At 67.3% G+C, this 13,537-nt stretch carries 11 protein-coding genes; 4 read left to right on the forward strand and 7 right to left on the reverse strand.

Annotation, left to right across the window (positions count from 1 at the left end; all coding sequences use genetic code 11):
* Positions 1–31: 31 nt before the first annotated feature.
* The 4 genes from R0232_RS33965 to R0232_RS33980 form a co-directional block, all read right to left on the reverse strand.
* Entirely contained in the window at positions 32–1,597 is a 1,566-nt protein-coding gene (locus tag R0232_RS33965) for a polyamine aminopropyltransferase (RefSeq protein WP_431510851.1), read from the reverse strand.
* On the reverse strand, positions 1,594–1,812 hold the full coding sequence (locus tag R0232_RS33970; protein WP_019653703.1) for a DUF350 domain-containing protein: 219 nt from the start codon (positions 1,810–1,812) through the stop codon (positions 1,594–1,596). Before R0232_RS33970 ends, R0232_RS33965 begins: the two co-directional genes overlap by 4 nt.
* Positions 1,813–1,869: 57 nt before the next feature.
* Complete coding sequence (locus R0232_RS33975; protein ID WP_431510852.1) at positions 1,870–3,360, reverse strand: DUF4178 domain-containing protein; 1,491 nt, start codon at positions 3,358–3,360, stop codon at positions 1,870–1,872.
* A gap of 103 nt (positions 3,361–3,463) precedes the next feature.
* On the reverse strand, positions 3,464–4,513 hold the full coding sequence (locus tag R0232_RS33980; RefSeq protein ID WP_208513839.1) for an SPFH domain-containing protein: 1,050 nt from the start codon (positions 4,511–4,513) through the stop codon (positions 3,464–3,466).
* A gap of 180 nt (positions 4,514–4,693) precedes the next feature.
* Here R0232_RS33980 and R0232_RS33985 point away from each other — a divergent pair, with 180 nt between their 5' ends.
* The 4 genes from R0232_RS33985 (at position 4,694) to R0232_RS34000 (ending at position 8,372) form a co-directional block, all read left to right on the forward strand.
* Positions 4,694–7,042 carry an NADP-dependent malic enzyme gene (locus R0232_RS33985; RefSeq protein WP_093343554.1) on the forward strand — a complete coding sequence of 783 codons (2,349 nt, stop codon included), beginning with the start codon at positions 4,694–4,696 and terminating at the stop codon, positions 7,040–7,042.
* 201 nt (positions 7,043–7,243) lie between these two features.
* Complete coding sequence (locus R0232_RS33990) at positions 7,244–7,660, forward strand: ribonuclease domain-containing protein (RefSeq protein ID WP_093344141.1); 417 nt, start codon at positions 7,244–7,246, stop codon at positions 7,658–7,660.
* A gap of 50 nt (positions 7,661–7,710) precedes the next feature.
* Positions 7,711–8,136: a barstar family protein gene (locus tag R0232_RS33995; protein ID WP_093344142.1), complete on the forward strand. Its 426-nt coding sequence runs from the start codon at positions 7,711–7,713 to the stop codon at positions 8,134–8,136.
* Complete coding sequence (locus R0232_RS34000) at positions 8,115–8,372, forward strand: hypothetical protein (RefSeq protein ID WP_143129161.1); 258 nt, start codon at positions 8,115–8,117, stop codon at positions 8,370–8,372. Before R0232_RS33995 ends, R0232_RS34000 begins: the two co-directional genes overlap by 22 nt.
* A gap of 117 nt (positions 8,373–8,489) precedes the next feature.
* On the opposite strand, the gene rsmA is transcribed toward R0232_RS34000, so the two are convergent.
* From rsmA to R0232_RS34015, 3 genes are read right to left on the reverse strand one after another with little or no spacing between them, the layout of a single operon-like run.
* A complete protein-coding gene (rsmA, locus tag R0232_RS34005; protein WP_431510853.1) occupies positions 8,490–9,257 on the reverse strand; it encodes a 16S rRNA (adenine(1518)-N(6)/adenine(1519)-N(6))-dimethyltransferase RsmA in 768 nt (255 codons plus the stop codon).
* Between the two features lie 10 nt (positions 9,258–9,267).
* Positions 9,268–10,680, reverse strand: a complete 1,413-nt coding sequence (locus R0232_RS34010) for a peptidylprolyl isomerase (RefSeq protein ID WP_431510854.1) — start codon at positions 10,678–10,680, stop codon at positions 9,268–9,270.
* A gap of 21 nt (positions 10,681–10,701) precedes the next feature.
* Entirely contained in the window at positions 10,702–13,317 is a 2,616-nt protein-coding gene (locus R0232_RS34015) for an LPS-assembly protein LptD (RefSeq protein WP_431510855.1), read from the reverse strand.
* Between the last annotated feature and the right edge of the window lie 220 nt (positions 13,318–13,537).

The raw sequence follows: 13,537 nt of genomic DNA on the forward strand, positions 1-13,537 counted from the left end.
CGCAGTGCCGCGCAGCCTGGGGGAGGACCATTTAATGTGCCATGACCTTGCCCCACTCCTGCTCATAGGTGGTGACGAGGACCTGGTTGGAGAGCCGGTTGACCTCGGCCGGCACGCGCGCCATGTCGAGCGGGAAGTCGAACATCAGCGGCAGCGTGGGCGCGGACAGGAAGCGCAGGCCCGCGGGCAGCGCGTCGGGCTTCCGGTAGGGGCGGTGGCTCGCGATGATGAAGCCCCATTCGCCGAAGCTCGGCACGTGCACGTGATAGGGCGTCGCGGTCAGGCCCACCGACTCCACCGTCTGTGCCACGGTCCAGAAGCTCTTGCGCGCCACCAGCGGCGAAGTGGTCTGGATCACCGCGTAGCCGCTGGCCGCGAGGCGCTTGTCGAGCAGCGCGTAGAAGCTGTTGGTGTAGAGCTTGCCGATAGCGAAGTTGGTGGGATCGGGAAAGTCGACCACGATCACGTCGAACAGGTCGTCGTCGCTGCGCTGCTGCAACCACTGGAAGGCATCGGTGTTGACGATCTTGAGCTTCGGCGACGACAGCGAATGGCCGTTGAGCGCGGCCAGCGTCTCGTGGTCGGTGAACAGTTTCGTCATGTTCGGATCGAGCTCGACCAGCGTGACCGATTCCACCGAGGGGTACTTGAGCACCTCGCGCACCGCCATGCCGTCGCCGCCGCCGAGCACCGCGACCTTCTTGGGCGCGCCATGCGCGGCCATCACGGGGTGCACCAGCGCCTCGTGGTAGCGGTACTCGTCGCGCTCGGCGAACTGCAGGTTGCCGTTGAGGAACAGCCGGTGCCCGAGCAGCCCGCGCGTGACCACGATGCGCTGGTAGGGCGAGGTGGCGCTGAAGACGATGCGGTCCTGGTAGAACTTGTCCTCGGCCAGCGTGGTGATGTGGTCGGCGCCGATGAAGCCGCCCAGCAGCGCCGCGAGCGACAGGAAGCAGGCCAGCGCATGCGCGCCGACGCGCCGCAGCTCGTGGCGGAACAGCCAGAGCGCCCACACCGCCACCGCCGCGTTCATGAAGCCGAACAGCAGGCCGGTGCGGATCATGCCGAGCTGCGGCACCAGGATCAGCGGGAAGGCCACCGACACCGCGAGCGCGCCGAGGTAGTCGAAGGTCAGCACCTGCGACACCAGGTTCTTGAGCGCGACGTTGCGCCGCAGGATGCGCATCACCAGCGGGATCTCGAGCCCGACCAGCGTGCCCACCACGACCACCAGCCCGTACAGCAGCAGGCGGAACGCACCCGGCGCGTAGGCATTGGCCAGGAACAGCACCGCCGGCAACGCGCCGCCGATCAGCGCCACCATCAGCTCGATGCGCAGGAAGTGGGCCGGCAGCTGGCGGTCGAAATAGCGCGACAGCCACGAGCCCACGCCCATCGCGAACAGGTAGGTGCCGATGATGGTGCTGAACTGCAGCACCGAGTCGCCCAGCAGGTAGGAGCTGAGCGCCGCCGCGCTGAGTTCGTAGACCAGCCCGCAGGCGGCCACCACGAAGACGCTGGCGAGCAGCGCGATCTCGACGGGCTGCGGCCCGCGCGCATCGGCCGGGCGCGCGGACAGGGCCTGCTCCTCGCTCAATGGATGGCGGCGGCGACGATGATGCTGATGCCCAGGCTCATCGCGGCGACGACCAGGCCCAGTGCCACGTTCTGCTTCTCGACGATCTCGCCCCACAGGTCATAGGGCGTGATCTTGTCGATGATCAGGAAGCAGAGCCAGAAGATCACCACGCCGATCAGCGCGTACACGAGCGATCCGAGGACCACGCCAGGTTTCAGCCATTCAAATCCCATGGGGACCTCCAGTCGTATCTGTATCTATCAGTCGATGAATCGGCAGCGCGATCTTCGTCATTTGTGGCCGCCGCCGCTCGAGGAGCCGCCGTAGGAGCCGCCCGAGCTGCGGTAGCCGCCGCCCGAACCGCCGCTGCTGCTGCAGGTGCTCAGGATGATGAGCAGCACGATGATCACGATCGCGATCACCACGATCGTGCCGCAACCCAGCCCCGAGGCCGCGCTGACCGGCGACGCGTCGGAGCGCTCGAACAGGTCCTTCTTGGCATCGAGCTTGAAGGCCGTGGCGACCGCGCCGCTGTCGATCTTGCTGCCCGAGGACCAGGTGAGCTCGTTGACCGAGCGCTCCATCGACAGCAGGGCGCCGCCGACCGCGAAGTCGCGGTTGAAGGTCTTCTGCCCGCGCTCGACCTGCCAGTAGAACTCGCCGGCCACGTAGGTGGTCTCGGCGTTGTAGGCGTACTGCTGCTGGTAGCGCTTGCCGAGGTAGGTGGCGGTGCTGCCGTTCTCGGCCATCACCGGCGCGCCGGTGGTGGGGCGCACCATGCTCCAGCCGTCCTCGGCGTCGACCAGGAAGCTGAAGCCGCGCTTCTTGTTGTAGAGCAGGTATTCGTCCCAGCCGAACTGCTCGTCGTCGCCGGGCTCGCTGCCCATGCGGTGCTGGAAACCCACCACCTGCCACTGGGCGCCCTGCAGCTGGCCCATGCTGCCCAGCGCGATCAGCGGGCGCACCGGCTCGTTCTGCGCCGCGTGCTTGAGCTCGCCGCCGATGCCCTGCGTGAGGTCGATGATGCTGTTGCACGAGCGGCAGGTGACGCTCTTGCTGTCGGCCAGGTTGAGCGTGACCGGCGAGCCGCAGTTGGGGCAGTTGAAGCTGCGGCCCTTCTCGTCCTTGGCCGAATCCTCGCGCAGGCCCGTGAGCTGCAGCGATTCGAGATCGACCGAACGGCCCAGCGAGGCGGCCGGCGGCTGCGAGCCGTAGTCCAGGCTCAGCACCAGGCCCTTGTCGTTGCGCAGCTCGACCACCTGGAACGGCCGGCCGAGCTCGGGCAGGTGCGGCAGTTCGCCCTGCGCCGAGACCAGCGTCACTTCCTCGTTCGAGGCGACGGTGTAGCTCTGGCCGTTGAAGGCGCTGGTGGCGCCCACGCGCAGGTCGGCCGCGGGCGGCGCCGTGCGCTGCAGTTCGAACGGCAGCGAGAAGACGTAGGCGCCGTTGTCCTCGCTGAGCACGCCGGTGCGGTCGCCATCGAGGGCCGCGATCCACTCGGTCCAGCGGCCGCCGGCGTACTTGTACTGGAGCCGGCCGACGATGGTGAAGGGCTTGTCCTGGATCCGGCCCGCGGCGAACAGCTGCAGCGGGCTGAAATCGTCGAACAGCTCGGCCATCTTGCCGGTGCGCGCGAGCGTGTCGCCCTGGCGCACGACGGTGCTCTGGCAGTAGGGGCAGACCGCATGGGTCGACTGGGCCGATCGGAACTCGACCGGCGCGCCGCAGCCGGGGCAGGGCGCGCGGTAGTAGCGCTGGGTGCCGCCGGCTTCCTCAGCCATGGCGCGCACGCGCGGGCGCCGGGCCCGCAGCATTCTTCCAGCCGATCATGCCTCTCACGCCCGTCGAGCGGGCGTCAGGCGCTATACAGAACATAGCGCCGGGTCAGACCAGCTTCTTGAGCAGTTCGGCCTTCTTGGCGTCGAACTCTTCCTGGGTCAGGATGCCCTTGGTCTTGAGTTCGCCGAGCTTCTCGAGCGTGGTCATCACGTCGTTGGGGTTCACCACCGCCACCGCCGGCTGCTGCTGGACGGCCGCGGCCTGCGCCGCCGCGTTCGGGCTCAGGCCCTGCGCGAGGTTCTGCGCCAGCACCTGGCCGAGCGCCACGCCGGCGCCCAGGCCCATCGCATCGCCCGCGATGCCGCCGCCGTTGGCAGCGCCTTCGGCGAACTTGGGGATCGCCTGCGCCGTCTGGTACTGCATGAACTTGCCCATGTCGTTGCCGACCATGCCCATGCCGATCTTCTGGTCGAGGATCTTCTGCAGTTCCTCGGGCAGCGAGACGTTCTGGACCGTGATGTTCTCGAGCTTGATGCCGATCTTGGCGAACTCGGGCACCAGTTGCGCGGCCAGCGCCTGCGCGAACTGGATCTGGTTGGCCGCGAGGTCGAGGAAGGGCACGCCGCTGGAGGCGATGGCGTTGCTGATGTTCTGCAGCACCAGGCCGCGCAGCTGGCCGTCGAGGTCTGCCACCGTGTAGGTGTCGCGCGTGCCCGAGATCTCGGTGTGGAACAGCTTGGCGTCGCCGATGCGGAACGAGTAGTTGCCGAAGGCGCGCAGGCGCACGGCGCCGAAGTCCTTGTCGCGGATGGTGATGGGCTGCGGCGTGCCCCACTTCTGGTCGACCTGCTGGCGCGTGCTGAAGAAGTAGACGTCGCTCTTGAACGGGGACTCGAAGAGCTTGTCCCAGTTCTTCAGGTAGGTCAGCACCGGCAGCGTCTGCGTGCTGAGCTTGTACATGCCGGGGCCGAACACGTCGGCCACCTGGCCTTCGTTGACGAACACCGCGACCTGCGACTCGCGCACCGTCAGCGAGGCGCCGTTCTGGATTTCCATCTCCGCCATCGGGAAGCGCCAGGCCAGCGTGCCATCGCCGGACTCGGTCCACTGGATGATGTCGATGAACTGTTTCTTGATGAAATCCATCAGGGCCATGGCTGCGCTCCTCTAGAGGGTTTTTGTGCGGACTTGGCATATTGCCACAGCGACTTGACCGCGGACCCGTGCTTTTGGTCATTTTGGTCATGGCTGCACCCTGGCCAGGCGTCATAGTCCGTCATCGTCCGAGGTCTACAATCGGCGCCCCCAGAAGAAGCGCCTCAGGAGCAACGGCACATGTCTGACACGACCCCTTCGTCATCCTCGACTCCCTCGCCCGAAGACAAACGCGCCGAACTTCGACGTGCCGCCCTCGAGTACCACGAGTTCCCGGTCCCCGGAAAGATCTCGATCGCCGCGACCAAGCAGATGGTCAACCAGCGCGACCTGTCGCTGGCCTACTCGCCCGGCGTGGCCGCGCCCTGCGAGGAGATCGTCAAGGACCCGGCCAACGCCTTCAAGTACACCGCGCGCGGCAACCTCGTGGCGGTCATCACCAACGGCACCGCGGTGCTGGGGCTCGGCGACATCGGACCGCTGGCCTCCAAGCCGGTGATGGAAGGCAAGGGCGTCCTGTTCAAGAAGTTCGCCGGCGTCGACGTGTTCGACATCGAGATCGACGAGAAGGACCCCGCGAAGCTGGTCGAGGTGATCGCCGCGCTCGAGCCCACCTTCGGCGCGATCAACCTCGAGGACATCAAGGCGCCCGACTGCTTCTACGTCGAGCGCGAGCTGCGCAAGCGCATGAAGATCCCGGTCTTCCACGACGACCAGCACGGCACGGCGATCACCGTGGCGGCGGCCATGCTCAACGGCCTGAAGGTGGCCGGCAAGGACATCGCCGACGTGAAGCTCGTGACCTCGGGCGCGGGCGCCGCGGCGCTGGCCTGCCTGAACCTGCTGCTCAAGGTCGGCCTGAAGCGCGAGAACGTGTTCGTGACCGACCTGGCCGGCGTGGTCTACGAAGGCCGCACCGAACTGATGGACGACGACAAGCGCCAGTACATGCAGAACACCACGGCGCGCACGCTGGCCGAGGTGATCGAGGGTGCCGACGTGTTCCTCGGCCTGTCGGCCGGCGGCGTGCTCAAGCCCGCGATGGTCGCCAAGATGGCGACGCGCCCGGTGATCTTCGCGCTGGCCAACCCGAATCCGGAGATCACGCCCGAAGACGCGCGCACGGTGCGCGACGACATCATCATGGCCACCGGCCGCACCGATTATCCGAACCAGGTCAACAACGTCCTGTGCTTCCCGTACATCTTCCGCGGCGCGCTCGACTCGGGCGCGACCACGATCACCGACGAGATGGAGATCGCCGCGGTGCATGCCATCGCCGAGCTGGCGCAGGCCGAGCAGAGCGAGCGCGTGGCGGCCGCCTACGTCGGCGAGAAGCTGTCGTTCGGCCCCGAATACCTGATCCCGAAGCCCTTCGACCCGCGCCTGATGATGAAGATCGCGCCGGCCGTGGCCAAGGCGGCCGAGGAAAGCGGCGTGGCGCTGCGTCCGATCAAGGATATGGACGCCTATCGCGACAAGCTGCAGAGCTTCGTCTATGCCTCGGGCACCACCATGAAGCCGATCTTCGACGCCGCCAAGCGCGCGCCGAAGAAGCGCGTGGCCTACTGCGAGGGCGAGGAAGAACGCGTGCTGCGCGCCGCGCAGATCGTGGTCGACGAGGGCATCGCCCGCCCGACGCTGATCGGCCGCCCGGCCATCATCGCCCAGCGCATCGAGAAGTTCGGCCTGCGCCTGAAGGAAGAGCTCGACTACGACGTGGTCAACGTCGAGCAGGACCACCGCTACCGCGACTTCTGGCAGACCTACCACCGCATGACCGAGCGCAAGGGCATCACGGTGCAGGTCGCCAAGATCGAGATGCGCCGCCGCCTCACGCTGATCGGCGCGATGCTGCTGCACAAGGGCGAGGTCGACGGCATGATCTGCGGCACCTGGGGCACCACGCTGATCCACCTGCACTACATCGACCAGGTGATCGGCAAGCGCCCCGGCGGCTGCGCCAGCACCCCGCAGGACGTGCCGGTGTATGCCTGCATGAACGGCCTGCTGCTGCCCGACCGCCAGGTGTTCCTGGTCGACACCCACGTCAACTACGACCCGACGCCCGAGGAACTGGCCGAGATCACGACCATGGCGGCCGAGGAGATGATGCGCTTCGGCCTCAAGCCCAAGGCGGCGCTGCTGTCGCACTCGAACTTCGGCACCAGCAACGAGCCAAGCGCGCTGAAGATGCGCAAGACGCTCGACCTGCTGCGCGTGCAGGCGCCCTGGCTCGAGGTCGATGGCGAAATGCACGGCGACGTGGCGCTCGACAGCAAGCAGCGCGCGGTGGTCATGCCGCACAGCGCGCTGGCAGGCGACGCCAACCTGCTGGTTTTCCCGAACATCGACGCGGCCAACATTTCCTACAACCTGCTCAAGACGGCGGCCGGCGGCAACATCGCGATCGGCCCGGTGCTGCTCGGAGCGGCCAAACCTGTGCACATTCTCACGGCGAGCGCTACCGTGCGGCGCATCGTGAACATGTCGGCGCTCACGGTGGCCGACGCCAACGCAGAACGTTAAGCTTTAGCAAGCATTTCTTCGAGAGTGGACGCCAACTTATGGCGTCCCTGTCAAGCCCTCGATGCTGCTCAAACTTTGGGCAGTCGCTTGCTATTTTCGCCAGCGTGGTGCACACTCGCGGGCTTGGATTTGCGGGTTAACCCCAAGGTTGATCGCTGATCCGAACCCCCCGCTCTTTTCTTGTGGTGCCTCTTTATGGCGATGGCGTCTTGCGCCTCGATCACGTCCTCTGTCGCTAAGTTTGCGCTCACCGGCTTCATGCTGGCAGCGCTGGCGACGACGGGGGCCGAGGCCCGCGGATGGTTCGGCGCCGGGAATTCCACCGCCCAGGAAACGATTGCGCTGGCCGAGCTGCCGGTGCAAGGCCAGCGTACCTACGAAGCCATCCTGAACGGCGGTCCCTTCCGGTACGACAAGGACGGCTCGGTGTTCGGCAATCGCGAGCGGCTCCTGCCCTCGGCCCGGCGCGGCCACTATCGCGAGTACACGGTGAGCACGCCCGGATCGCGCGATCGCGGTGCCCGGCGCATCGTGTGCGGCGGCGAGAAGCGAACGGCACCCGAGGCCTGCTGGTACACGGCGGACCACTACGCGAGTTTCAGACGGATCACGCCATGAGCGACGACAACGACTTGAGCGGCGCACCGAAGCGCCCCGAAGAAATGATGATGACTATGGAAAGACCAGCGGAGATGACTTTATCCCTTCGTGCCGTACGCCCGAACATCGTGCAATCGATTCGCGCGTTCCGCGTGAGCGACCTGCAGGACGCCGCCAACGCGGCGGGCCAGCACTTCCTGTATGCCAACCTCGGCAACGCACAGACCAAGCAGGACGTGCTCGACCTGATCGCCCAGCAGTTCACCTTTCCGGCGCACTTCGGCAAGAACTTCGACGCGCTGTACGACTGCATGACCGATCCGTTGCATAAATCGGGCCCGCAGCCCGGTTTCGTGATCGTTCTCGAACAGATCCCGGCCAACGGCAAGTTCGACAAGGAAGCGCGCGAGCAGCTGCTCGACATCTTCCGCGACGCGTCGGACTACTGGGGCGACCGCAAGGTGCCCTTCCGGTGCTTCTATTCTTTTCTGTAGCCCGTTCTGCACAAACCAGCCAAGCAGAACGGGCGAACGAGGCCCAGCCGACCAGCGCGGCAACCCTCGATGGCATCCAGATCGACCCGGCGACCGTCCCCCCCGCGGTGACGGCCACCGCGACCGACGAACCCACCGGCGAAAAAATGCCGACCGACAAACTGGTCGACGTCTCGCCGCTCGCCTTGCGCATGAGCAGCCCGTTCAACGCGGGTTACTGGCTCGCCGCGGCGTAATCAAGAAGGAAGCCAAGAAGGAAGCGCTCGCCGGGCGCGTTCCGGCACCGCAAGAAAAAACCCGTCATCGACGGGTTTTTTCGTTTCTCTTGCGGTCCGCGCAACGGCTCGGCCGCTTCAGCCGAGCCCCGGCGTCTGCGCCAGCGCCACGTACTGGTCGACCGGCACCTCCTCGGCGCGCCGCTGCGTGTCGAATTCGCCGGCGAAGCCGTGCTCGTCGAGCCATTTGCCGAGCGTGTGGCGCAGCAGCTTGCGGCGCTGGCTGAACGCGACCTGCACGATCTCCTCGAGCCGCTTCGCATCGACCGCCGGTGGCGTGGCCAGCGGCACCATGCGCACCACGGCGCTGTCGACGCGCGGCGGCGGATCGAAGCTCTCGGGCGGCACGAACAGCACGTTCTCCATCTCGTAGCGCCATTGCAGCATCACGCTCAGGCGGCTGTAGTCCGAGGTGGCGGGCCGCGCCACCATGCGGTCGATCACTTCCTTTTGCAGCATGAAGTGCTGGTCGGCCACCAGGTGGGCATAGCCCAGCAGGTGGAAGAGGATCGGCGTGGAGATGTTGTAGGGCAGGTTGCCGACCACGCGCAGCGCGGTGGTCGGCACCTTCGCCGCCAGCGCCGCGAAATCGACCTTGAGCACGTCGGACTCCACCACCTCGAGCTGCGGATGGCTGCGCAGCCGCTTGGCGAGGTCGCGGTCGAGTTCGATCACGGTGAGCCGGCCGAGCCGCTCGACCAGCGGCTGCGTGAGCGCCGCGAGGCCGGGGCCGATCTCGACCATGGGGTCGCCAGGCTGCGGCGCGATCTCGCGCACGATCGCGTCGATGATGCCGCCGTCGGACAGGAAGTGCTGACCGAAGCGCTTCCTGGGAATGTGCGCCATCGTGTGTCGATCAGGACTGCGGGGGCTCGCGGAACTCGACGTAGGCGCGCGCGCGCACTTCCTGCGCCCAGGTGTTGAAGGCTTCCTCGGTGCGCTGGTCGCGCAGCACGGCACGGGCGGCTTCGCGCTGCTCGTCCTGGCTCGGCTTGACGTTGCGGCGCTCGAGCACCTGGATCAGGTGGACGCCGAAGCGCGACACCACGGGATCGCTGATCTGGCCCGGCGCGAGGCGGTTCATGGCTTCCTCGAACTCCGGCACGTACATGCCCGGGCGTGCCCAGCCGAGGTCGCCGCCGTCCTTGGCGCTGCCGTCCTGCGAGTTGTCGCGCGCCAGGCTGGCGAAGTCGACGCTGCCGCCACTGGCCTCGATACGCCGCTTGAATTCGGCCAGTTGCGCCACCGCCTGCTCGGTGGTGCGCTTGGGATCGTTCTGCAGCAGGATGTGGCGCGCATGGGTCTGCGTGACCACCGCGTCGGCCGAGCCGACCTGTTCCTTGGCGATCACCTTGACGACGTGGAAGCCGGCGGACGAGCGCACCGGCCCGACGATGCCGCCCACGGCCGTGGACTGGACGGCCTCGACGAACAGCGGCGGATAACGGTCGGCGGTGCGCATGCCGATCGCGCCGCCATTGGCGCGATCGGGGGCGTCGGAGTTGCTCTGCACCAGCTTGGAGAAGTCCTCGCCGGCGCGCGCGCGCTGCGCCAGGCCCTGGGCCTTCTGCTGCGCCTGCGCCACCTGCGCGTCGGTGGCGTTCTCGGGCACGGCCACCAGCAGTTGCGCAAGGTTGAGATTCAGCATGGACGGGTCGCCCTTGCCGCCGCTGTTGCGCTGGTCCTGCAGGAACTGGTCGGCTTCGGCGTCGCTGACCTTGACCTTCGAATCGACCTCGCGGCCGCGCAGGCGCGTGAGCAGGAGCTGGTCGCGCAGGTCGTTGCGGAAGGCCTGCAGGCTGATGCCTTCGGCGGCCACGCGCTGGCGCAGCTCGGGCAGGGTCAGCTGGTTCTGGCGCGCGACGGTCTGTTCGGCCTGGTCGATGGCGATCTCGTCGACCTTGATGCCGGTTTCCTTCGCGAGCTGCAATTGCGCGCGCTCGGAGATCAGCCGCTCGAGCACCATGCGCCCGAGTTCGGGGCGCGGCACGCGCTCGGCGTCGGGGTTCTCCTGGATCAGCCGCTGCACGCGGGTCAACACCTCGGTGTTGGTGATCGGTTCGGAATTGACCAGCGCGACGATGAACTCGGCCGAGCGCTGCACCGGTGCGGCCGGCGCGGCGGGCCGGGCGGCCGGCGGTGCCAGGCGCGGACCGGCGCGCATGATGTCGGTGATGCCGCCGCCGGAGCGGAAACCCTGCTGGGCGCCGGCAGTTGCGGCCAGCGCGGCGAGGCAGGCCAGGCTGAGAATGGAACGGATGTGTTTCATGGCGTTGCTCGGTCTCTCGTCTCAGTCGTAATTGGTGAAGCGGCTCGGCCCTTCGACCGGTGTGCGCAGGGGCTGGTAGCGTTGGATGTTGGTGCGCAGCGCCTGCATCGGGCTCGAGCCGATGGCGGCGAAACCGACGAATTCGAGCTGGAACATGATGCGGGTGTTGGCCGTCACCTGGCCGGTGCTGACGCGCTGCAACACCACGCGCCCGATCCAGCAGCAGCCGTCGTATTCGACGCCGAGGACGCCGTCGGTGAGCTTGCGGTCCTGCAGATCGTAGTTCAGCCGGCCCACCGCGTACCAGCGTCCGCCGCCCTGGCCCTTGCCGGGACCCAGGTCCTTGCCCTTGTCACCCCAGAAGTCGTTGAGCGGCCATTGCCAGCCGACGTCGATCGACTTGCTGCCGTCGTTGACGGTGGTGGTGTTCGGGTTCAGCGCCTTGGCCGCGAGGTAGGCATCGCTGGGCGCCTGGTAGCGCAACGCGATGTTCACGTTGTGATAGGGCGCCGGGTTGTAGCGCGCGCTGATGGCGCTGCGCGTGGACTTGCGGGTGTCGGGGTTGTACTGGATGACCGTGTCCAGGCTCCACTTGGGCGTCCAGTTGATCTGGCCGCCCAGCAGCAGGTCGCTCGCGCGGTCCGTGACCGGATTCGCGCCCGGCAGCGTGACGCGCTGGTCGGCGAAGCGCAGGCGCTGCGCGACGCCGAAGCGCGCGGCCTCGGCACCGGTGTCGGGATCGATCAGCCGCGAGGTCACGCCCATGGCGAGCGTGTTGGTGTCGGAGATGCGGTCGTTGCCCGAGAACGCGTTCTCGGTGTAGATGGTCGCGAAGCTGAAGTCGTTGGCGGCCGTGTCGTAGTTCGGCAGCTTGCTCTGGTCGCGGTAGGGCGTGTAGACGTAGTAGGCGCGCGGCTCCAGCGTCTGGCGGAAGGCGCGGCCGAAGAAGCTCGCGTCGCGCTCGAAGATCAGGCCGCTGTCGAGGCTGAAGGTCGGCACCGTGCGGTTCGACGAGGTGGGCCAGAACACCGGCGAGCTCGGGTCGTACGGAATGCCGTTCACGTACTGCACGCCGTTGAGCGTGAGCTTCGGGATGTCGGCCTGCGGCACGTAGTAGCTGTACGAGGTGGCGTGCAGCTGTACCTTCGGAATGACGAAGGTGCTCGGCGTGATGAAGGGCCGGCTCAACGCCGCCACGGCATACAGGCGGTCGCCGTCGGGCTGCGACTGCTGGATCGCGTCGTAGCCGGGCTGCCCGGCGGCGATGCGGTTCACGCGAAAGCGCGTGTAGTCCGTGGTGAACGAGAAGTCGAAGCCGCCCCAGTCGTACTTGTTGTAGTTGGCCGTGATCTGCGGCATCCGGTCGTACGACGGCACGATCGGCGCCAGGCTGTACTGCAGCGTCTGGTAGCGCAGCGCGCGCACCACGCCGCTCCAGTCGCCCTTGCTCCAGTTGAGCGAGGCGTCGTTGGGCAGCAGGCGCTGCGACAGCGTGGGCGTGCGGGTGAAGTCGCGCCAGTAGTCGTCGTCGCTGACGCGGTTGATGTTGATGGTGGCCGAGAGCGAATCGAGGCCGAGCGCCTTGGCGTCGAAATTCTGGTGGTGGTTGGCCCAGATGCCCCAGCGCTTGGAGCTCGGCTGCGGCCGCAGGTCGAGGTCCTTGGCCTGGATCTGGCCGTTGGCCAGCTGCTGCAGCTGCGAGGCACGGGCTTCGTTGAAGCGCTGGCCCAGCAGCCGGTCGCTGCCCATCAGGTCGAGCCGGATCGTGCCGTTGTATTCCTTCTCGAGATAGCGGAATTCCGAACCCAGGTTGATGCCGCGCTTGGACATCAGCGTCGGCGTGATGGTGGCGTCGCGGTTCGGCGCGATGTTCCAGTAGTACGGCTGCGAATACTCGATGCCGTTGGTGTTGTCGATGCCGATGGTGGGCGGCAGCAGGCCGCTCTTGCGCTCGTTCGACAGCGGGAAGCTCAGGCTGGGCAGCGCCGGCGTGGTGATGCCCATGAAGCTCATCCGCGCGTCCTTGGCGACGCCCACGTTCTCCTCGGTGTCGGTGGTGAGCGAGGCGGCGGTCAGGATCCAGGCGGGCATCCAGCCGGGGAAGTCCTCGCGGCGGCAGGTGGTGTAGGTGGCCTGGCGCGCGACCGACACGTTGGTGTCGACGAAGTCGATGCGCTGCGCGTCGCCGTGCCCGCCATTGGCGAGGAAGGTGTAGCGCACGTTGTTGAAGAAGCCCTCGAAGGTCTCGAGCTTGAGCTCGAGCTCGGGGCCCTCGTAGACGTTGCCGGCCTGGTTGACGCGCACGTTGCCCGTGGCACGCGCGCGGTCGTCGGGCTGGTAGTACTCGAGGCGGTCGGCGGTGATGGAAGTTTCGCCGCGCCGCAGGCTGGCATTGCCTTCCACCACGGTCTCGAGGTCGGGCCGGCCCGAGATGCGGTCGCCGCTCACGAGGCTGGGCAGCTGGCCGCGCAGCAGCGGCGGAATGGTTTCGGCGAGCTGGGGCGTACGCTTGAGCGTGAGCGGGCCGTCGAGGCCCGTACCCTGCGCCGATGCGCCATGCGCGTGCAGCAGCGCCAGCGTCAGGAGGGCCAGCGGCAGCGGCGGGCCGGAACGGCGCACGTCGACTCGTCGGCTCATCAGGCCTCCCGCCGATCCGTTCCGAGAAGAGCCCGGCGTCCTCCCGAGGAAGGCAGCGAGCGCACAAGGTGCCAGGCGTCGGGGCATGGATTCGTAGGCATCGGTTCGGACAAAGGAAACGTCGGGGGAGGCGGCGCGGCAGGCCGGCCGGTTGCAGGAGCCGGCGGCGAACCGGTCCGATCGGGCGCCGATCGCAGAGGTTGCCGTGCCAGGCGGTTTG

It is taken from the genome of Variovorax sp. DAIF25 (assembly GCF_050711835.1).
Classification (GTDB): Bacteria; Pseudomonadota; Gammaproteobacteria; order Burkholderiales; family Burkholderiaceae_C; genus Variovorax.